The following is a 19,752-nucleotide window of genomic DNA, read 5'->3' as shown; positions in this document are numbered from 1 at the left end:
TCGGCAAGCCGGGCGACGGTTGGATACCCGCTCACCGGCCTTGTGGTCGGCAAACCCTTTGCGCTACGGTCTGCTGGGAGCGCTCCCAGTCGTACTGGTCACCTCGTCTTCCACGAGAGAGGAACACCATGCGAGCTATCCCGGGAACGAACCGCTCCGGTCTCCGGGCGATGTGCACGGTGGTGCTGGTGAGCGCGGGTGTCGTGCTCCCGTCACCACTCGCGCCGGCCGCCACCGGGCTCCCCGCCGACACGACGCCACCGACCGCGCCGGCCAACCCCCGCACCGGGAACCTCACGTGCACCGCGGTGACGCTGTCGTGGTCGGCGTCCTCCGACGACGTCGGCGTGGCCTTCTACGACATCTACCACGACGGGCAGCTCATGACCTCGGTGCCGGGCACGGCGCGGTCGGCCCGGCTGACCGTCGCGCCGGGAGCCACCTGGGGCCTCTACGTCAACGCCCGCGACGCCGCGGGCAACGTCTCCCAGGCCAGCCGCACGGTCACCGTCACCGTGCCGCAGTGCCAGCCCGACACCCAGCCGCCCACCACCCCCACCGGTGTGACGGCCACCGCGGCGGGGACCACGGTCACCGTGCACTGGACGGCGGCCACCGACAACACCGGCGTCACCGGCTACGAGGTGCTCCGCGACGGCGCGGTGGCCGGCTCGACCAGCGGCGCGAACGCGACCTCGTTCACCGACAGCGGCCTGGCCGCGAACACCCGCTACGGCTACCAGGTGCGGGCGCGCGACGCGCAGGGCAACCGGTCGGCCCCGAGCACCGCGGTCGCGGTCACCACCGGCTCCGCGTGCGCCACGGCCCTGTGCGCGGTCACCCGGGTCACCACCGAGACCGACCTGCCGTGGGGGCTGACCACCCTGCCCGACGGGCAGGTGCTCTACGGCCGCCGCGACACCTTCGAGATCGTCCGCCTCGATCCCGCCACCGGCACGAAGACCGTGGCCGGGCGGATGCCGAACGTGTCGGGGACCGACGGCGAGGGCGGCGTGCTCGGGCTCGCCGTGGCCACCGACTTCGCGGCCGACCCGTGGCTGTACGTCATGCACACCAGCTCGACCGACAACCGCGTGGTGCGCATCCGCTACACCGGCGGCGTGCTGAGCGGCACCCCGCAGGTGCTGCTCACCGGCATCCCGCGCAACAAGTACCACAACGGCGGCCGGCTGCGGTTCGGGCCGGACGGCAAGCTCTACATCTCCACCGGCGACGGCCAGAACGGCGACTGGGCCCAGGACCTCTCGATCCTCGCCGGCAAGGTCCTGCGCATCAACCGCGACGGCACCATCCCCTCGGACAACCCGTTCGGCACCCCGGTGTGGAGCTACGGCCACCGCAACCCGCAGGGCCTGGCCTTCGACTCCCAGGGCCGGCTCTGGGAACAGGAATTCGGCAACAACGTCATGGACGAGACCAACCTGATCGTCCGCGGCGGCAACTACGGCTGGCCCCTCTGCGAGGGCACCACGGGCGATTGCGGGCGGGCCGGCTTCATCGCCCCCAAGCACACCTACCCCGTCGCCGAAGGTTCGTGCAGCGGCATCGCCGTGGTCCGCGACGCCCTCTACATCGCCTGCCTGCGCGGCACCCGGCTGTACCGGGCCGAAATCTCCGGGGACAGCCTGACCGATGTCCAGCAGTACCTCAACGGCACGTACGGGCGGCTGCGCACCGTCGAACCGTCCGCCGACGGCGGTTTGTGGCTGACCACCAGCACCCGCGGCGACAAGGACAGCATCCCGAACAACAGCAGCGAAAGCATTCTCAAGGTCGAGCTCGGACGCTGACCCCGCCCACGAAAGGAGAGCCGTCGTGGCTCACCACAGCACATCGCTGCACCGTCGCCTGTGGACGGTGGTGGCGGCGGCGGTCGTCACCGCGGGCGCGGTGGCGTCCCCGGCGTCCGGCACCACCACGAGTTCGCCGTGCACACCGGGAACGACCTACGGCTCGCCCTTGCCGAGCCCGGCGGTGACCTCCCGCCTCATCCGCGGGGGCTTCACGTTCCTCGAAGGGCCCACCTGGGACCAGCGGACGGGGACCCTGCTGGTGTCGGACATGCAGAACGCCACCGGCCCCCAGGGCGTGCAGCCCTCCACCATGCTCCGGTACACCCCGCCGGCCACCTTCGAAACCTTCATCGCCGGCGCCGGGAGCAACGGACTGGCGATCACCGCCGACGGCACGCGAGTGCTCGCCGCCACGCACGACAACCGCACCGTGTCGGCCTACAGCCTGACCGACCGCAGCCGGACGACCGTCGCGGCCGGCGCACCCGGGCACGCGTTCAACTCGCCGAACGACCTGACCATCGCCCAAGACGGCACGGTCTACTTCAGCGATCCGAACTACCAGCGCGGCAACCGCGCCGACGAGCAAGGCGGCCGCACCAGCGTCTTCCGCGTCCACGACGGCGTGGTGGGCCTCGTCGACGACTCGCTGCGCCAGCCGAACGGTGTCGTCCTGTCCCCCGACGGCAAGACGCTCTACGTGGGCGCCACCGGCGGCGACGTGATCATGAAGTACACCGTCCACCCCGACGGCACCACCGGCGACCGCACGACGTTCGCGAACATCCGGACGCCCGACGGCGCGACCGTCGACTGCGCGGGCAACCTGTACTGGGTGTCCAACAGCGAAGGGGTGGTCCACGTCTTCTCGCCCTCGGGTGCGCAGCTCGGCACCGTCTCCGCCGGCCGCACCAGCACCAACGCGGCGTTCGGCGGACCGGACGGGCGAACCCTGTACATCACGTCGAGCGTGTCCGGCGGCGGGTTCGGCCTGTACCAGGTGCGGCTCGGCGTGCCCGGCAATCCCTACTGAGTTACACCCGGCCGGCAACCGTCCCGCACCTAGTACTTTCGGCCGATGTCCGCGCGGTGAAAACCCTCCGAAAGGAGTGAGCCATTCCGGGGTTCCTTCTTCGGCGCCGGTTCCCCCGCCGGTAACCGTCCTAGCGTGGCGGTGCTTGGTGATCTTCAACCGGAACCGAAGAGGGGAAACCACCTTGCCCGACCGGACCAGATTCCTCGGCAAGACGCTCGCGGCAGCGGGCACCGCGGCGGCGCTCGTGCTCGCCGCCGCGGTGCCCGCCGCCGCGGCCGAACCACCCACCGTCGAGCAGGACGTCGCGCAGCTCTACCAGGACGTCATCGACCTCTACAACGGACTGCCCGCGGACGCGCTGCGCGGCGTCGACCGGCTCATCGACTCGCCGGTCCCGCGGATCGGCCCCCGGAGCCGGGCCGCGGACGGCCCGATCCCGGGCTGCACCGAAGGTTCGCTCCTGACGTATGCGAACAAGCTGGCCTCGCAGCTCACCCCGCTCGAAGGCCAGGCGCTCGACGCGTTGTCGGGCCTCAGCCAGCTCTACGTCCAAGGCGTCACGTCCGACAAGACACCGCAGGTCTTCGGCACCGACGGCCAGTACACCGCCCGCGCCACCGCGACGATGGACAAGCTGCGCGGGTTCTGGGACATCGAGAGCTGGAACATCCAGCTCGTCGCCTGGAAGGGCACCGACCTCGGCAGCCAGGCGAAGATGGCGCAGACCTTCGGCCTCGGTCTCGCGCCGGCGAAGGTGAAGGCCGCCGCCGCGCTCGCCACCAAGGTGCTCTACGAAGTCCCGGTGCTGCAGGGCGGCCGCAACCCGCTGCTCACCCTGAACGCGTTCGCCGCCCCGGCCGGCAGCCTCGGCGGCAAGCGCCTCGCCCTCGGTGACGGCCTGCTCGACACGGTCAACGTCCTCGGGTTCGACGACGTGTCGGTGGAGTCCGTGCTCGGCCACGAGTACGGCCACCAGGTCGACTTCGCCCACGACAACCACCCGCGCAACGAGTCCTCGGAGATGGGCCCCGACGCCTACGGCGGCTACTTCGTCGCGCACGCCAAGGGTTTCGCCTGGAACGCGCGCACCCAGCAGGAGGTCACCTACCTCGACGCCTCCATCGGCGACTGCTTCCACAGCCACGGCACCCCCGACCAGCGGAAGGCCGCGGGCGCCTGGGGCGAGAAGCAGGCGACGAGCCAGGCCAACCCGAACCGCGTCATCCCGTCCGCCACGATGATCGACAAGTTCCAGAAGGTGTACCCGAAGCTGATGCCGCCGGCCGACCAGCCGGCCGTGGCCGCGGTGGCCGCGGCTCGCGGCTGACCCCGGGTTCCCCGACGGCGGGCCGTCTCCCTCGCGGCGAGGGAGACGGCCCGTTGCCGTCACCGGGCCGCGGGGTAGTCGAGGCCGACACCCAGCAGGTCGAAGGCCTGTCCGGTCAGCTCGGACTCCGGCTCCGGCCGGCCGGCCGCCCGCCAGGCGACGACCGCGGGCTGCACCGCGCACAACGCCACCGAGGCCACCAGGTGGGGCCGGGCATCCACCGCCGGGTCGACCCCCATCCGGGCGCCGACCAACGCCGCGACCTCGTCGAACCGGGCGGTCGCCCGCTCGAGGCGCGCGGCCGTCAGCGCCGGGCTGACCGAGATCAAGTCCTGCAGGCTGTGGAAGCGCGCGTCGGCCTCGTAGTCCCGCATGACCGCCACCGCGGCCGCCCGCATCGCGGTCAGCACCGGCCGGTCGGCCGGTTGCGCCGCGAACGCTTCGAGCACCGCCGTGATCTGCACGTCCGCGAGCGCCAGCGCGACGTCCTCCTTCGAGGTGAAGTACCGGAAGAACGTCCGCGAGGAGACTTCCACCGCTTCGGCGATCTGGTCGACGGTGGTGGCCTCGAAGCCGTTGGCGCAGAACAGCTTCTGGGCCGCGTCGATCAGCGCCTCCCGCGTCCGCCGCTTCTTCCGTTCCCGCAGGCCCAGCTCCTCCATGCCGGCCAGCATACGGTCAACCCGTCACCGGCCGTCTCTTGTCGCTTGACGACATTTGTCACTCTATGACAGATTGAGTCCATGCCCAAGCCTCCCCCGCCGACGTCCCGCTACTGGAAGCTGCAGCGGCAGCTGGCACGGCTCAACACGTTCCTGTTCCGCAAGACCGGCGGCAAGGTGGGCGGGTCGTTCTTCGGCGGCGCGCCCGTGCTGCTGCTCCACCACGTCGGCCGCAGGTCCGGCGAAGCCCGGACCAGCCCGCTGATCTACCTGGACGACGCACCGCGGCTGGTCGTCGTCGCCTCGAAAGGCGGCGTCGACGCACATCCGGCGTGGTTCCACAACCTGACCGCGATGGCCGCCACCGAGGTGGAGCTGCCTGGCGGCGAACGACGGCGGGTCCGCCCGCGCGTCGCCGAGGGCGCGGAGCGCGACCGCTTGTGGGAGCACGCGGTGGCGATCTACCGGCCGTACGCGACCTACGCGACCTACACCGAGCGCAGGATTCCGGTGGTCGTCCTCGAACCGCTGCCGACACCCTGATCAGGCGGGCGGCGATCGACGGCAGCCGATTTCCGCAACCGGCAATTACCGGAAAAAATCAACCGGAAATGCGCCGTGGCGCGCAAGCCCCTCTGCCAACCGGCGGGTTGTTCGACCAAAATCATCTGGGTACGGTCGTGCACAGGTCGGCGAAATCGCCGCCAGGGTGATCAACCCGAGGGGGAAAGAATGATCTCCAAGCGAAGATCCGCGCTTGCCTTCATTTCCGGCCTTGCTCTCGCCGCATCGGCGCTGAGCACGGTTCCGGCCACCGCGGAAACCACGGAAACCGCGGCGAAGGCCGATTCCATCGTCGGCGCGCCCGCGGCCGTGTGGGACGAAAGCGCGGGCGCGCAGCGAAACGTCTCCGCCGCGGACGCACAGCGGATCGTCAGCGATTACTGGACGCCGGAGCGGCTGGCCGCGGCCACCCCGGTCGCCGCGCCCTCCGGCACGGCGAGCAAGGAACCGACGGCCGCGGCGGTGCGGGCCGTGACCGCATCCGACCCGGCGGCCCCGGCGGGCGACCGGGCGACCCGGGACGCCTGGTTCTCCTACACCAACGGCAAGATCTTCTTCGTCGACCCGCGCGACAGCAAAGGGTACGCGTGCTCCGGCAGCGCCTTGAACAGCGGTTCGAAACGGCTGGTCGTGACCGCGGGCCACTGCTCGGTGGTGGGCGGCGGCAACGGCCAGGTCATGCTGAACTGGATCTTCATCCCGGGCTACGACCACGGCTCCGAGCCTCGAGGGCGGTTCTCGGCCTACTGGTTCCACTACTCCACGGGGTGGTCCGTCCGCAACGACTGGCAGCGGGACTTCGCGTTCGTGGTGACCAACACCAACGGTTCCGGCCAGAAGGTGGTCAACGCGGCGGGCGGCCACGGCCTGCGGGTCAACGGCAGCTACAGCCGTTTCGTGCACATCGCGGGATATCCGGGAAACCGGGACGGCGGCGAGGTGCAATGGTACTGCTGGGGAACGACCGACCGGTGGCCGAGCGCCAACGCCTATCGGCTCGGCTGCGATTTCGGCGGCGGTTCCAGCGGCGGGCCGTGGCTGGAGGACTACCAATCCAACGGTCTCGGTTACGTCATCAGCGCCATGCAGGGCAATCTCGACGGAAACAATTCAGGGCCGTATTACGACAACCACGTCCTGGACGTCTTCAACGCGGCGAAGGACCACACACCGTAAGGAGGAAACCGTGACCTCCCGCAGGCGCACGGTCGTGGTGGTGGCGCTGGTCGCGGCGGCGATCGCGCTGGGCGCCTCCGCGGTCGCCGGATGGCTGGGCGCGGGTGGCTCGGCCGCACCCGCCGGTACCGGTGGCCCCGCCGATCCGCAGGTGACCGGTGGCCCGGCGGCGCGGAGCGACCCGGACTACTGGACCGGGGAACGCATGCGCGGGGCGGAACCGGCCCCCATGCCCACACCACCCGAGGGCCGGTAGGAGTCCGGCCGGGGTTCACCCCGGTCCCGGTCGAGGAGTGTCGAAGGCCCGTTCCCGCCCGCGCGGCGGGAACGGGCCTTCGACGCGTGGGCGTTCATTGACCGCCGCACTCCGCACTCCGTAAGTTCGACACCGAACGAGGAGGTCCCGGATGAGCCATCTGGTGCGATTCGCCGACGAGGCCGGCGACATCCGCGTCGGCCTGCTCGCCGAAGAGCGGCTGCGGCCGCTCGCGGTGACGTCGATGGGCGACCTGCTGCGCCGGCCCGTCGCGGAGATCCGCGAACTGGCCGAGGCCGCCGGGGAACCCGTGCCGGCGGCCGGGGCCCGCCTGCTGCCGCCGCTGGACGAGCGGATGGAGGTGTGGGCCGCCGGGGTCACCTACCTGCGCTCCGAGGAGGCCCGCCGCGAGGAGAGCGCCGACCAGGACGTCTACGCCCGGGTGTACCGGGCGCAGCGGCCCGAGCTGTTCTTCAAGTCGCCCGCCTGGCGCGTGGTCACCGACGGCGAGCCGATCGCCGTCCGCACCGATTCCGCCAACAACGTCCCGGAGCCGGAGCTCGGCCTGCTGCTGACCGCGGCCGGGGAGGTCGCCGGGTACCTGGTGGTCGACGACGTCAGCTCCCGCAGCATCGAAGGCGAGAACCCGCTCTACCTCCCGCAGGCCAAGATCTACACCGGCTCATGCGCGGTGTCGGCCCGGGTGCGCCCGGCGTGGGAGGTGCCCGACCCGCTGTCACTCGCCCTGAGCATGCGCATCCTGCGCGACGGCGCCGAGGTGTTCGCCGGCGAAGCGAACACCGCCCAGCTGAACCGCAAGCCGGCCGAACTGGTCGAGTACCTGTGGCGGGACAACGACTTCCCCGACGGCGCCGTGCTCTCGACCGGCACCTCCGTGGTCCCGGGCCTCGACCAGGGCCTGCACCCGGGAGACGTCGTCGAGATCGAGATCGACCAGGTCGGATCGCTGCGCTCCCCGGTGGTCCTGGGCGCGGACGAGGTGCACCGCGGGCTCACCCGTCGATTTGCGACCCCATGACGACCGCGCGGGCGAGGGGCGGGCCGGAGCAGTCCGCGGCGTCCGTGTCCCCGAAGACGAAGCTGCGTCCGACCGGTCTGGTCGCGCGATCAAGATAACGAAACGGTAACGCAGTCGCGGCGTTTTGAACCTATGGTCTGAATTGCCCGTTTTCGCCTACGTCAGGACCAACGGCCGGAAGTCCGGACTCCCGGCCGCTCCCGGGTCCCGCACGTCCGGACCGGACGTGTCGCCGGCTGCTGCCCGGGCCGCGTCTCCCTTGCCGCGCCCGGGAAAACCGAACGAGGTGAACAACGCCATGCCCCGAACCCCCGCCACGGGCCGACACCGCATCACCCGCCGCACCAAGATCGCCACCCTCGGCATCGGCCTGGCGCTGGCCGCCGGCGCCCTGGTCGTCGCCGCCACCACCGGCGGCTCCGGCACCGCCGGTGCGTCCGAAGTGGACAAGTCCTTCTTCGTCGACATCACGAAGGTCCCGAAGGGCACGAACGTCGACCAGGCGCTGCAGCGCCAAGGCGCCCGCGGCACGTTCACGGTGGACTGCGGCCGCAACGAGAACCAGCACTTCAACCCCGACAACTTCATCGCCCAGCCCGGCGTCCGCAACGGCGCCGAGCACCTGCACGACTACGTCGGCAACCTCTCCACCAACGCCGACTCCACCAACGAAAGCCTCGCCAAAGCCGGCACCACCTGCCGCAACGGCGACAAGTCGACCTACTTCTGGCCGGTCGTCCGCATCGACACCGAGGAAGACGAAGAGAACCCGCCGGCCAAAGACGTCTCCCGCGATCGCGAGCAGGCGAAACAGGACAAGGCCAAGACGCAGGTCGACTGCCCCGACGTCGCCAGCAAGCTCACCGACGTCCCCGACCAGGCGGCCGCCGAGGTCGAGCGCAACCTCGACCTGCTCGACACCCAGGTCGAGGAGGCCAACGCCCGGATCTCCGGCGGCAACCTGAAGTCCGAGCAGGACATCCGCAACGCCGTCCTGAACCCCCTCGGCGACAAGCGGAAAGCCACCCTCGACCGGATCGCCATCGCCGTCGGCCGGACCGGAGCGAAACCGGCCGACCTCGGCGGCCTGGCGGCCTGCGTGCTGAAGAAGAACGGCCAGGGCGGCCTCGACAACGGCGGCGGCAACTCGGGCGGCAAACCCGCCGAACTGCCCGGCGTCAACGACAAGAACGAGATCGGCGACAACGAAGGCGAGATCCAGCGCGTCGAGCGGGCCGACCTGACCTTCACCAGCGGCGGCGCCCGCAAGGTCGTGGCCATGCCGCAGTTCCTGCGCATCCTCTACGGCGACGCCAAGCAGAGCACCAACGGCCCGGCCAACGCCCGGCCGAGCTGGACGTGCAGCGGCTTCGAGGACCGGCTCACCGACAAGTACCCGATCTGCCCCGAAGGCAGCAAGGTGACGCGCATCCACGCCTTCCCGAACTGCTGGGACGGCAAGAACATCGACAGCGCCAACCACCGCTCGCACATCGTGTTCGCCGACCGGCAGAGCCGCTGCCCGCAAGGCTTCCAGAACGTCCCGCAGCTGCGCATCACGCTGACCTACGACATCCCCCGGGACGTCCAGGTGAACGGACAGTACAAAGTGGACGCCTTCGCCCAGGAGAAGCACAACCCGCGCTCGGACCACGACGACTTCGCCAACGTCATGGGCCAGCGCCTGATGAACCAGGTCGTCAACTGCATCAACACCGGCAAACGCTGTTCGCAGTGACGGTTCGCGCGCGGCGATGGGCCTCCCCCGAGCCGCCGGCGCCGCTACCCCGGCCGCACGTCCACCGCGGCGCCGCTCAGCCGGGCGATTTCGCGGTGCAGGCCGGGGATGTGCGGCTCGCTCTCCGGCTTCATCAGCACGCTGCGCAGGATGCGGCCGCGCGGGACGTCGGCGTGCACGGTGTGGCCCCGGCGGGCGAGGTCGGCCGCGGAGACGGTGTACGTCGCCACGAAAAACGCCTGCTCCGGAGCGCGGCGCATCCCCGCCTCGAAGACGTGGGCGCTGGCGCGGTCGATCCCGGAAAGCGTGGCGCGGACCGGGAAGTAGCTGACGATGTCGAGCTGCGGCGGCTGGAACACCGCCAGCTCGGCGCTGCCGGCGAGCAGGCCGGCCCAGGTCAGGGCGGCGCGGCGGCCGGGCCGGAGCACCGCGCCCAGTCCGTCCGGGGTGAGGGGCAGGACCTGCGACGTCAGCCACAGCGCCGCGGCCGCGGCGCCGGCCCGGGAGCACTCGAGGGAGATCTCACCGAGGTGCAGCTCGTCGGAGGTGAAGTACGTGTACGGCGAGTCGTGCAGGTAGTGGCGGGCGACCGACGGGTCGCGGAAGAGCACGGCACCGCAGCCGTAGGGCTGCAGCCCGTGCTTGTGCGGGTCGATGACCACCGAATCGGCCTCGGCGATCGCGCGGAACGGCGCCGAGGCGACCCCGTCGGCGGTGTCGTCGGCGATGAGCCGGAAGAACCCGCCGTAGGCCGCGTCCACGTGCACGCGGACGCCGTACCGGCGGGCGAGGGCGACGATCTCGTCGACCGGGTCGACGGCACCGAGGCCGGTCGTCCCGGTCGTCGCGACCACCGTGCCGACGCGGCCGGTGCGGAGCAGGTCCTCGAGCGCGGTCAGGTCGAGGGTCCCGGCCTCGGTGACGGCCACCGGGACCGCCTCGACGCCGAGCAGGTGGCTCATCCGGCCGTGGGTGTAGTGGGCGTCGGCGCTGTGCGCGATCGCCTTGCCCGGGTGCGTCTCGCGGGCGACGAACAGGGCTTCCAGGTTCGCGATCGTCCCGCTGCTGGTCAGGTGCCCCAGGTGCTGGGGAAGGCCGAACATCGCCGCCAGGTCCGCGACCACCTCCTTCTCCATGGCCGCGGTGGCGGGACCGCCGTCGAGGGCGTGGTTGTTCGGGTTGATCAGCATCGCGCTCAGGTAGCCGGCCACGGCTGCCGGGTGTGGCGGCTTGAGCATCTGCCCGACGTAGCGGGGGTGGAAGAACGGGTAGTTGTCCCGGAGGCGCCGGTGCAGTTCGGCGGCGGCCTCCCGGAACCGCTCGAGCGGCACGTCCTGGGAGGGGTGCGGGTCGTAGCCGCCGTACTCCGCCATCCAGGCGCCGACGTCGCGGACGGCGTCTCCGAGCACCGCGGCGAGTTCGGCGAAACCGGCAGGCCCCGCCCGCAGGACGCCCTCGATTCGATCCATCGGCCTTCCCCGGAAGACTATCGATACATAATTATGCTCACATAACCATCGGGTAGTGTCAAAGGGGTGTCCCGCCCCCAGCCCGCGGATCCGTACGCCGACCTGGCCGACCTCGTGCTCAACGTCGCGCGCCTGATCCGCCTGCGCACCCCGGCCGAGCCGGACGTCGTGCCGCTCACGGCCACCGAGCGCCAGGTGATGCGCATCGCGGACCTGCACCCCGGCTGCGCGCCGAGCCGGATCGCGGAGCGCACCGGGCTGCAGCGCACGAACGTCAGCACCGCCCTCCGCGGCCTGGAAGCCAAGGGCATGCTGACCCGCTCCGGCCGCGGCCGGAGCGTCACGGTGCACCCCACGAAGCTGGCTCAGACCAACCTGGCAGTCCTCCGCGGCGCCTGGTCGGGGCTGCTGGCGGAGCTGCTCGACGGCATCGACCCGGAGGCGATCAGGCGGTGCAACGACACGCTCGCCCACCTGGAGCGGCGCTTCGCCGGCGAGGACCACCGTCCGGGCGGCTCGTAAGGTCCTCGGCGTGCGCTACCGTTGCCCGACGTTCGCGGCCGGTGGGTCTCCGGGCAATCCGTACGCATCGGCCGATCGCGTGATCAAGGCGCTGACTCGATCAGTGGCGGTGGCAACGCCGCAGAGGACCTTCTCGCGCCTCGCTCGGAGGTCGGCGAGTTGACGTTCGATCTTCGACGTACCCCGTTCGATGACCCGGTGTCGAGCGCCGTGGAACCCCGATACCGTGCTCCGCTTGAGGAAGACGATGATCGGGACCACGACGATCGCCACCACGAGCGCGATGACGAAGGTGGGCAGCAGGTACGAGTCCGCCGCCGCAAACCCGGCCGGGCCACCGACCGCGCCGGCGACGATGCCACCGACCACCATCGGGGCGAGCAGCGGAAGCATGAGCCAGGCGACGATCACCCGCCACCACGGCATCCGCTTGTGATCGGCCGCGGTGATCCTGGACCGGACCACACTCGCCCGGGCCGCACCCGCCCCGCACCGGTGGGCAAGCTTGTCTTCTTCCGTCGTCGGACGAGCGACGACCGCCCGCGCATCGTCCAGCTCGGACTTCACGGTTGCCAGCGCGGCGAATCCGCGCACGCAGTCCTTCGGTGGCGGCGACGCGGCCACCGCCGCCACCCCGTACGGCTTGGCTTCCGACAACGCCGCCGACGCGGCGTCCTGGACCGCGATCTGCCGCAGGTGCAGGTTCTTCACGACTTCTTCGGCCACCGGCAACGACTGCCAAACCGGGTCGGCGGCAAGCCGCGGATCGAGCTTCAGGGCCCGCTCGAGCAGGACGGGTGCGCGGAACCGCAGCGCGGCCGAAAAGGCGAGCTCGGGCGATCGCGTGAGCTGCTTGGTCGCCCACGTCAGCTGCTTGTCCCCCGCGGCGGCGTCCCCGAGCCGGTCGTACCAGATCACTGCCAGCTGGATGGCCGAAACGGCCAACGACGGTTCGGATTGCTCGGCGTACCGCGCGGCCTTCTCCAGCGAGCCGACGGCATCGATCCACCGGCCGCGTGCCGCGTCGTCGCGGCCGTGCTGCGCCAGGAGCGCAAGCCCCCGGCCGTAGTGCGCGGCCGACTGCGTCCAGTCGAGCTCGATCGCCTTGTCGTAATCGCCGACGGCTTCCGGCCACAGCCCCCGTTCAGCCGCCCAAGCGGCCCGGCGCAGGAGCTCGGCAGCCTGCGTCGCCAAGGGCGACCGGAGCACCTCGAGGATGGCGCGTTGGTTCTCCACCACGGTCTCGAGCAGAAAGTTGGTGCGCGCCACCTCGTCCGCCAGGTCGTAGATCGCCGTGCGCACTCGCCGGGCGTCCTCCTGGGCCGCCTCGTCCATGCCCCGGATCGCCGCGTGGATCGAGCTCGTGGCCTCGTTCAGCACGTCCAGCCCGGCAGCGACGTAGCACATCCCGTGCCACATCCGTTGCCGATGCTCGTCAGCGTCCACGCCAGATAGCACCGCGACACCATCCTTGCCCGGGGAGCGAACGAAGTCGTCGCTTCTGTCGGCTCGTAGTCGCGAAGCCGGCGAGACCTGTTACGCCGCGGCCGGGAGATCACCGGCCCCCGGCTACCGCTTCTTCGTCCCGTTGATCGACTCCTGGTAGATCTCGGCGTAGGTGCGCGACCCCTTGGCCAGCTCGTCACAAAACGCGGCAACGTCCTCGCCGACCACCTCCAGGACTCCCCTACCCGTCGCGGCACCCTCCTCGAAGAAGTCGACGATCCCCGCCAACAGGTTTCCCTCGACCAGGTCGACCGGCACGATCTTGAACAGGTACTTCTGCATCTCCTGGTAGACGATCTGGTAGTCCGGCGGCAGTGCCTTCACCCGAGCCAGGTGCGCCCGCCACTGCTTCTTGCCTTCGATGATGTCCTGGATGCCCATGTCAGCCTCCCAGCCGGCCCAGTTTCTTCGCGACGTTCCGGTTCAGCTGCCGCCGCCAGCGAGCGCGGAAGTCGCCGGCTCCCTGACCGCCGGCCAGTGCCGCGCAGAAGCCCTCGATGTCGTCTCCCAGCACTTCGCCGGCCCGCTGGCCCTCCGCGGCCGTTTCTTCGAGCAGCCCCAGCGCGCCGTCGAGGATCGGCATCAGGTTGCGGCCCGAGAAATCTCCGTAGGGGAACAGGTTTTCCTTGATCTGCTCCCACGCCGCCCGGAAATCGTCCGGCAATGCCGCGGCCCTGGACTCGAACACCTGGAATTCCCGGGTCATGTCGCTGCCGGTGACGGTCTCCCAGAAGTTCATTCCCCACCCTCCTTCAGCCTGCCGATGCGCGACGAAACGTATTCCCACTTCTCCCAGAACAAGGCGAGTTGCGCCCGCCCCGCGTCGTTGAGCCGGTAGAACTTGCGCGGCGGCCCCTTTTCGGACGCCCGTTTCGTCACCTGGACCAGCTTGTTCTTCTCCAACCGCAGCAGAATCGTGTACACGGTCCCGTCGACGACGTCGGCGAAGCCGAGGTCGTTCAACCGGCGCGTGATGGCGTAGCCGTAGGTCTCCTCGCCGCCGATGATCTGCAGCACGCAGCCCTCGAGGGTGCCCTTCAACATCTCCGTCAGGTCGTCCATCGCTCCTCCGGGCCTGCACTGGCGTCACTACTCAGTACTACTGTATACCAGTACTCAGCACCACTGAGTAGTCCGACAAGGGGGGAAAGCCATGACAGCGATCCGGGTTCGCAGCCTCGAGAAGTCGTACAAACAGCTGCACGTCCTGCGCGGCGTGGACTTCGACGTGGAACGGGGCAGCATCTTCGCCCTGCTCGGCTCGAACGGCGCCGGCAAGACCACCGCCGTGCGCATCCTGGCCACGCTGCTCAAACCGGACGCGGGAACCGCCGCGGTCACCGGCTTCGACGTCGTCACCCAGGCCGGCGACGTGCGGGCGGCGATCAGCCTCACCGGGCAGTTCGCCGCCGTCGACGAGATCCTCAGCGGCCGGGAGAACCTCGTCCTCATCGCCCGGCTCCGGCGCCTGAAGCAGCCCGGCAAGATCGCCGACGACCTGCTGGCCCGCTTCTCCCTGACCGACGCCGCCACGCGGAAGGTGTCGACCTACTCCGGCGGCATGCGCCGCCGCCTGGACATCGCCATGAGCCTCATCGGCGATCTGTCGGTGATCTTCCTCGACGAGCCGACCACCGGCCTCGACCCCCGCCCAAGTCGAATACGTCGAGAAGCAGCCGACCCTCGAAGACGTCTACTTCGCCGTCGTCGGCGCCCGCACCGAAAGCGAGCACCGATGATGACGGACACCACCATCCTTTTGGGACGGTCCCTGCGCCACATCACCCGAAGCCTGGACACCATCATCACGCCGATCGCCATGATGCTGATGTTCGGCTACGTCTTCGGCGGCGCAATCGACACCGGCACGGGAACCTACATCGACTACATGCTGCCCGGCATCCTGCTGATCACGATCGCGTCGGGCATCGCCTACACCGCGCTGCGGCTGTTCACCGATCTCAAGAGCGGGATCTTCGAGCGCTTCCACGTCATCTGACCGTCACCGGCATCCTGCTCCTGTTCACCCTGGCCCTGACCTGGATCGCGCTGATCGCCGGCCTCACCGCGAAAACCGCCGAAGGCGGCGGCGCGTTCTCCTACCCGCTCGTCTTCCTGCCGTTCCTCAGCTCGGCCTTCGTCCCCACCGCCACGATGCCCGGCCCGGTGCGCTGGTTCGCCGAACACCAGCCGGTGACCTCCATCGTCAACACCATCCGCGCCCTCTTCACCGCACAACCGGCCGGCAACGACATCGGGACCGCCCTCGCCTGGTGCGCCGGCATCCTCGTCCTCGCCTGGGTCTTCGCCACCGCGGCCTACCGCCGCAAGATTTCCTGAGCCGCGCTCACGGTCCACCGAGGCGGTATTCCGCGTTCACCAGTTCGAGGAGCTCGGCCACCGAGGTCTCCGCGGCCGGGCGGTCGAAGGTGATTTCGCCGTGCTGCAGGAGGTTCACCCGGTCGCAGACGTCGATCACCTGCCCGTAGTTGTGGGCGATGAGGATGATCGCGATGTCGCCGCGGCGTTTCAGTTCCTGCAGCAAGCGCAGGATCAGCGCGCTTTCCTTGGCGCCCATCGCGGCGAGCGGCTCGTCGAGCAGCAGCAGCTTCGCCTTCGAGTACACCGAGCGCGCGACCGCGATCGCCTGGCGCTGACCGCCGGAGAGCAGGCCCACTTCGGCGGTCACCGAGGGGATGTCGATGCCGATCGAGTCGAGCGCCTCCCGGGCCCGGCGCTTCATTTCGCGGCGCCGCAGGAACGGCAGCGGGCGATGGGTCAGCTCGCGGTTGAGGTGCAGGTTCAGGTAGACGGGCAGGTCGTCCACCATCGCCAGGTCCTGGAACACCGTCTCGATCCCCAGCGACCGCGCGTGCACCACCGACCTGAGCGTCACCGGCTCGCCTTCGAACAGGATGCGGCCGCCGTCGGGCTGGTGGTAGCCGGTGAGGATCTTGATCAGCGTCGACTTGCCGGCGCCGTTGTCCCCGATGAGCCCGAGCACCTCGCCGCGCCGCACGTGCAGGTTGACGTCGGCGAGCGCGGTGACCGGGCCGAACCGCTTGCCGACCCCCTCGACCCGGATGACGTCGGCGGTCACGGGAGCCCCCGGGATCCGGCGCGTTTGCGCGCCACGATCAGCGTCACGTTCAGCGCCATCGCGACCAGGATGGCGGCGCCGAGGACCACGTTGAACGCGTTCGCGCTGACCCCGGTCAGGTTGAACCCGTCGAACACGATGCCCAGCAGCAGCGCACCGAGGAACGCACCGACGACCGTGCCGGACCCGCCCAGCAGCGCCGTGCCGCCGATCACGGCCGAGGCGACCGCGAAGAACATCGTGGTGAACCCGCCGTTGGTCGGGTCGTACGAGCCGACCCGGGTGCCCTGCAGGATGCCCGCGAGCCCGGCCAGGGTGCTGGTGATCGCGAAGTTGACCACCTTCACCCGGTTGACCGGGATGCCGGACTCCGCGGCGCCGACCGGGTTCCCGCCGGCGGCCTGGGTGTGGATGCCGAACCGGGTCGCCGAAAGCACCACCTGCACGAGCGCCACCACCGCGACCACCCACAGGAACTCCGTCCAGCGCGTCCCCCCGAAGGCGGCGACCACCCAGCTGTCCTTCGGCGCCCCGACCGGGCGGGCGTTGGAGATGATCAGCACCAGGCCCTGCAACAGGAACGCCGTGCCCAGGGTGGTGATGAACGACGGGATGTTCAGCAGGGTCCGGATCAGCCCGTTGACCACCCCGACCAGGGTGCTCACCACGAGCGCGCCGAGCAGCGCGAGCCACAGCGGCCAGCCGTTGACGAAGAACAGCATCAGCACGAACGGGGCGAGGGTGAACACGAACCCGGCCGAGAGGTCGATTTCGCCGCAGATCAGCAGCATCACCTGCCCCGCGGCGATGATCGCCCACGGCGCCACGTACTGGGCGATCGTCTGGTAGTTGTCGAGGGAGTTGAACGCGCCGCTGGTCACCGTGAAGTAGGTTGCGGCGGCGATCGTGACCAGCAGGATGCTGAGTTCCTTGACCCGCATCACGCCGAGCAGCAGCGGTCTCACCGGCATCCCCCGCTACCTGCTCGGCACCGACGCCGGCGGCAGCGGGATCGCGCCCGGCATCCCGACGACCTCCTTGTTGTCGCCGCCCTCGAACCGGCTGTGCGCCGTGGCGTACGGGCCGACGTTCTCCTTGGTGACGAACGTGAGGCCGGTGTCGGTGGCCGGCGGGGCGACGAGCGTGCCGGACAGCCGGAACAGGTAGAGGTAGAGCACGGAGAGGAACCCCTGCAGGTACGGGGACTGGTCGATGGTGAAGTCGAGCGCGCCGCTCTTCACCCCGGCGACCGTGTCGTCGAGCAGGTCGAACCCGCCGCCGCCGACCTTGCCGGCCAGGCCGCGGTCGGTGATCAGCTTCGCGCAGGCGGCGGTGCTGCCGGCGTCGACCGCGTAGATCCCCTTCACCCCGGTGTTGCCGGTGTAGGCGGCGGTCATCGCGTTCAGCTCGCCCGCCTGCTCGGCCCCGGTGTTCACCGACTGGACGCGTACGCCGGGCGCGGCCTGCTTCAGCGCTTCGGTGATGCCGTCGAGCCGTGGCTGCACGTTGTTGCCGCCCGGCTGGGAGATGCCCACCAGGATGTCCCCGGAGGTGATCTTCTCCGCGATGCGCTGTCCCATCCGGAACCCGGACAGGTACAGGTCCTGCCCGACGTAGGCGAGCGGGTAGTTGCCCGCCGCGCCGGCGTTGTAGGCGATCACCGGGATGCCCTGGCCGAGCGCTCGCTTGGTGAGCTCGACGAAGGCGTGGTCGTCGGTCAGCGCGACGGCGATCCCGTCGGCCTTGCCGTTGACCGCGGTCTCCATGGCACTCGCCATCTGGGCGACGTTGCCGTTCTCCGAACCGGTCCACTGCGGCTCGGGCACCCCGAGCAACGCCGCCGCGTCGGCGAGCCCGGACCGCGTCGGGACGAAGAAGGAGTTGGTGGTGACGTGGTTGACGAACACGAACCGCCACCCCGGCGTGGCCGGGAACGGCCCGGACCGTCCGCCGTTCTGGGCCTGCTGGACGCCGGTGCACGCGGCCAGCGCGGCACCCGCGGCCAGCACGCCACCGCTCGCGCCGAAGTACCTCAACACCGCTCTCCGTGAACTGGCGCCTGGTTCGGGCATCATCGGTCTGCGTTCCTTCCTCCGGCGGACGGACTGCACACCTTGAAGATGCCGCTGCGGCGCGTTCTGTTGCGGTGGCGGCGAAGATTCCACCGGGAAGTGCGTGGCGGCGCACTCGCCGCGCACTTCGGCCGAGGCGGGGCCCCGGCTCAGTGCGTGTCGAGGAGCCGGTCGAGCACCCGGTCGAGGCCGAAGCCGAACAGTTCGTCGTCCGGCCAGCCGGCGTCGACGAACCCCGAGGTGGCGAGGGCGGGGTAGCGCTCCGCCGATTCCAGGATGTGCGCGCGCACCTTGGCGATGGCGGCCGGCTCGTCCAGCCGCCGCCAGGTCGCGTCCGCCATCGCCGCGCCCAGGACGAACGCGGCGAGCGTGCGCCTCGCCGCCGCGAGCTCCTTGCCCGCCAGCCCGGCCCGCACGAGGTTCGCCTGGATGAACTCGGTCCGCGCCAGCACGTGCGGCCCCAGCAGGGGCCGGCCGAGCAGCCCCGGCGACCACGGGTGCGCGAGCAACGCGGCGCGCCAGCCGGTGAGCAGCTCCCGCAGCCCGGCGCGGGGTGCCAGGCCGGCCGGGGGCAGCGGCACCTCGCCCACGACGTGGTCGAGTGCGAGGTCGAGGAGGTCCTCCTTCGTCGCCACGTGCCAGTAGAGCGCGGTCGAGGTCACCTCGAGCCGCTCGGCGAGCCGGCGCATGGTCAGCCGGTCCACCCCCGCCGAGTCGAGTTCGGCGACGGCCGCGGTGACGATCCGCGACAGCGTCAGCGGCGTGTTCCGCCGGGGTGGCCGCGGTGCGGCGTCGCGAAGCCACAGGACGTCGTCGGTCATGGGCGCTCACCTTACCGTTCGGCAGTTGACTTACCAACGATAAGTTAATATAACGTTGGTAAGTCAACTCGCAGAAGGGTCTGCCCGTGTTCACCGAAAAAGAAGTCCAGTACCTCCGCGACCAGCCCCTGTGCCGCGTGGCCACCGCCCAGCCGGACGGCACCCTGCAGGTCAGCCCGGTCGGCTTCACCTACAACCCGGGCACCGCCACGATCGACCTGATGGGGCTCCACCTGCGCCGGACCAGGCGGTTCCGCAACGTGGCCGACAACGGCCGCATCGCGCTGGTGATCGACGACGTGCCCAGCACGGACCCGTGGCGCGTCCGCTCGCTGGAGATCCGCGGCCGCGCCGAGGCGCTCACCGACGTCGAGACCCCCGGGCACCACGACAACGCGATGATCCGCGTGCACCCCGAACGCATCATCGCCATCGGCGTCGAGGACTGGGACGTCGACTACACCGAACAGGTCCCGCACAGCCGAAACGTCTGACCCCGGCCTCGGCGGTCAGGGCTTCTCGAAGTGCTGGTAGTCGATCGGGGTGTCCCAGGAGCCGCCCCAGGTCCAGCCGCGGGTGGTGAACGCCCGCTCGGTGCCGTCGCCCGCGTGGATCATGCCCGGCACGCTCTGCGTCCGGTCGACGTAGGG

General features: G+C 70.3%; 23 protein-coding genes. 12 read left to right on the top strand and 11 right to left on the bottom strand.

What is annotated here, in order from left to right; translation table 11 throughout:
• Nucleotides 1-170: 170 nt before the first annotated feature.
• The 3 genes from ACWEGE_RS07120 (at nt 171) to ACWEGE_RS07110 (ending at nt 4,177) form a co-directional block, all read left to right on the top strand.
• Nucleotides 171-1,811, top strand: coding sequence for a PQQ-dependent sugar dehydrogenase (locus ACWEGE_RS07120; RefSeq protein ID WP_449659863.1), 1,641 nt, complete (start codon nt 171-173; stop codon nt 1,809-1,811).
• A 25-nt stretch (nt 1,812-1,836) separates the two neighbouring features.
• Complete coding sequence (locus ACWEGE_RS07115; RefSeq protein WP_449659530.1) at nt 1,837-2,847, top strand: SMP-30/gluconolactonase/LRE family protein; 1,011 nt, start codon at nt 1,837-1,839, stop codon at nt 2,845-2,847.
• A 184-nt stretch (nt 2,848-3,031) separates the two neighbouring features.
• Nucleotides 3,032-4,177 (top strand): M48 family metalloprotease, encoded by a 1,146-nt coding sequence (locus tag ACWEGE_RS07110; RefSeq protein WP_449659529.1) that lies wholly within the window; start codon nt 3,032-3,034, stop codon nt 4,175-4,177.
• Between the two features lie 59 nt (nt 4,178-4,236).
• Here ACWEGE_RS07110 and ACWEGE_RS07105 read toward each other — a convergent pair whose 3' ends face one another.
• Nucleotides 4,237-4,839 (bottom strand): TetR family transcriptional regulator, encoded by a 603-nt coding sequence (locus ACWEGE_RS07105; protein ID WP_449659528.1) that lies wholly within the window; start codon nt 4,837-4,839, stop codon nt 4,237-4,239.
• 81 nt (nt 4,840-4,920) lie between these two features.
• On the opposite strand from ACWEGE_RS07105, the gene ACWEGE_RS07100 reads away from it, so the two are divergent.
• From ACWEGE_RS07100 to ACWEGE_RS07080, 5 genes are all read left to right on the top strand, one after another.
• Nucleotides 4,921-5,382 carry a nitroreductase/quinone reductase family protein gene (locus ACWEGE_RS07100; RefSeq protein ID WP_449659527.1) on the top strand — a complete coding sequence of 154 codons (462 nt, stop codon included), beginning with the start codon at nt 4,921-4,923 and terminating at the stop codon, nt 5,380-5,382.
• Between the two features lie 75 nt (nt 5,383-5,457).
• Nucleotides 5,458-6,579, top strand: a complete 1,122-nt coding sequence (locus tag ACWEGE_RS07095; RefSeq protein ID WP_449659526.1) for a trypsin-like serine peptidase — start codon at nt 5,458-5,460, stop codon at nt 6,577-6,579.
• A gap of 10 nt (nt 6,580-6,589) precedes the next feature.
• Entirely contained in the window at nt 6,590-6,835 is a 246-nt protein-coding gene (locus tag ACWEGE_RS07090) for a hypothetical protein (protein ID WP_449659525.1), read from the top strand.
• Nucleotides 6,836-6,986: 151 nt separating this feature from the next.
• Entirely contained in the window at nt 6,987-7,874 is an 888-nt protein-coding gene (locus ACWEGE_RS07085) for a fumarylacetoacetate hydrolase family protein (RefSeq protein ID WP_449659524.1), read from the top strand.
• Between the two features lie 298 nt (nt 7,875-8,172).
• Nucleotides 8,173-9,612 (top strand): DUF1996 domain-containing protein, encoded by a 1,440-nt coding sequence (locus tag ACWEGE_RS07080; protein WP_449659523.1) that lies wholly within the window; start codon nt 8,173-8,175, stop codon nt 9,610-9,612.
• 44 nt (nt 9,613-9,656) lie between these two features.
• On the opposite strand, the gene ACWEGE_RS07075 is transcribed toward ACWEGE_RS07080, so the two are convergent.
• Nucleotides 9,657-10,985, bottom strand: a complete 1,329-nt coding sequence (locus ACWEGE_RS07075; RefSeq protein ID WP_449659862.1) for a pyridoxal phosphate-dependent decarboxylase family protein — start codon at nt 10,983-10,985, stop codon at nt 9,657-9,659.
• Nucleotides 10,986-11,147: 162 nt separating this feature from the next.
• On the opposite strand from ACWEGE_RS07075, the gene ACWEGE_RS07070 reads away from it, so the two are divergent.
• Entirely contained in the window at nt 11,148-11,603 is a 456-nt protein-coding gene (locus ACWEGE_RS07070; RefSeq protein ID WP_449659522.1) for a MarR family winged helix-turn-helix transcriptional regulator, read from the top strand.
• A gap of 15 nt (nt 11,604-11,618) precedes the next feature.
• On the opposite strand, the gene ACWEGE_RS07065 is transcribed toward ACWEGE_RS07070, so the two are convergent.
• The 4 genes from ACWEGE_RS07065 to ACWEGE_RS07050 all read right to left on the bottom strand — a co-directional run bounded on the left by ACWEGE_RS07065 (nt 11,619) and on the right by ACWEGE_RS07050 (nt 14,171).
• Nucleotides 11,619-12,938: a hypothetical protein gene (locus tag ACWEGE_RS07065; RefSeq protein ID WP_449659521.1), complete on the bottom strand. Its 1,320-nt coding sequence runs from the start codon at nt 12,936-12,938 to the stop codon at nt 11,619-11,621.
• Nucleotides 12,939-13,172: 234 nt separating this feature from the next.
• Nucleotides 13,173-13,490, bottom strand: a complete 318-nt coding sequence (locus tag ACWEGE_RS07060; protein ID WP_449659520.1) for a DUF1048 domain-containing protein — start codon at nt 13,488-13,490, stop codon at nt 13,173-13,175.
• 1 nt (nt 13,491) lies between these two features.
• The gene (locus ACWEGE_RS07055) at nt 13,492-13,848 is read right to left on the bottom strand and encodes a DUF1048 domain-containing protein (protein ID WP_449659519.1); all 357 of its coding nucleotides are present in this window, start codon (nt 13,846-13,848) and stop codon (nt 13,492-13,494) included.
• Nucleotides 13,845-14,171, bottom strand: coding sequence for a PadR family transcriptional regulator (locus ACWEGE_RS07050; protein ID WP_449659518.1), 327 nt, complete (start codon nt 14,169-14,171; stop codon nt 13,845-13,847). Before ACWEGE_RS07050 ends, ACWEGE_RS07055 begins: the two co-directional genes overlap by 4 nt.
• Nucleotides 14,172-14,262: 91 nt before the next feature.
• Between ACWEGE_RS07050 and ACWEGE_RS07045 the strand changes: the two genes are divergently transcribed.
• Together ACWEGE_RS07045 and ACWEGE_RS07040 are read left to right on the top strand one after the other, a co-directional pair.
• Nucleotides 14,263-15,108, top strand: a complete 846-nt coding sequence (locus ACWEGE_RS07045; RefSeq protein WP_449659517.1) for an ATP-binding cassette domain-containing protein — start codon at nt 14,263-14,265, stop codon at nt 15,106-15,108.
• Nucleotides 15,105-15,449, top strand: coding sequence for an ABC transporter permease (locus ACWEGE_RS07040; protein WP_449659861.1), 345 nt, complete (start codon nt 15,105-15,107; stop codon nt 15,447-15,449). Before ACWEGE_RS07045 ends, ACWEGE_RS07040 begins: the two co-directional genes overlap by 4 nt.
• Before the next feature lie 7 nt (nt 15,450-15,456).
• Here ACWEGE_RS07040 and ACWEGE_RS07035 read toward each other — a convergent pair whose 3' ends face one another.
• From ACWEGE_RS07035 to ACWEGE_RS07020, 4 genes are all read right to left on the bottom strand, one after another.
• Complete coding sequence (locus ACWEGE_RS07035) at nt 15,457-16,209, bottom strand: ATP-binding cassette domain-containing protein (RefSeq protein ID WP_449659516.1); 753 nt, start codon at nt 16,207-16,209, stop codon at nt 15,457-15,459.
• Nucleotides 16,206-17,180, bottom strand: coding sequence for an ABC transporter permease (locus ACWEGE_RS07030; protein ID WP_449659515.1), 975 nt, complete (start codon nt 17,178-17,180; stop codon nt 16,206-16,208). Before ACWEGE_RS07030 ends, ACWEGE_RS07035 begins: the two co-directional genes overlap by 4 nt.
• Nucleotides 17,181-17,186: 6 nt before the next feature.
• Nucleotides 17,187-18,248, bottom strand: a complete 1,062-nt coding sequence (locus tag ACWEGE_RS07025; RefSeq protein ID WP_449659514.1) for a substrate-binding domain-containing protein — start codon at nt 18,246-18,248, stop codon at nt 17,187-17,189.
• A gap of 182 nt (nt 18,249-18,430) precedes the next feature.
• Nucleotides 18,431-19,102, bottom strand: a complete 672-nt coding sequence (locus ACWEGE_RS07020; protein ID WP_449659513.1) for a TetR/AcrR family transcriptional regulator — start codon at nt 19,100-19,102, stop codon at nt 18,431-18,433.
• An 86-nt stretch (nt 19,103-19,188) separates the two neighbouring features.
• On the opposite strand from ACWEGE_RS07020, the gene ACWEGE_RS07015 reads away from it, so the two are divergent.
• Nucleotides 19,189-19,596, top strand: coding sequence for a PPOX class F420-dependent oxidoreductase (locus ACWEGE_RS07015; protein ID WP_449659512.1), 408 nt, complete (start codon nt 19,189-19,191; stop codon nt 19,594-19,596).
• Nucleotides 19,597-19,611: 15 nt separating this feature from the next.
• Here ACWEGE_RS07015 and ACWEGE_RS07010 read toward each other — a convergent pair whose 3' ends face one another.
• Nucleotides 19,612-19,719, bottom strand: a complete 108-nt coding sequence (locus ACWEGE_RS07010) for a M15 family metallopeptidase (protein ID WP_449659860.1) — start codon at nt 19,717-19,719, stop codon at nt 19,612-19,614.
• Nucleotides 19,720-19,752: the final 33 nt, after the last annotated feature.

Source organism: Amycolatopsis sp. NPDC004747, from assembly GCF_053601335.1.
The sequence above is the reverse complement of the archived record's forward strand: the minus strand, read 5'-3'. Positions and strand labels throughout refer to the sequence as shown.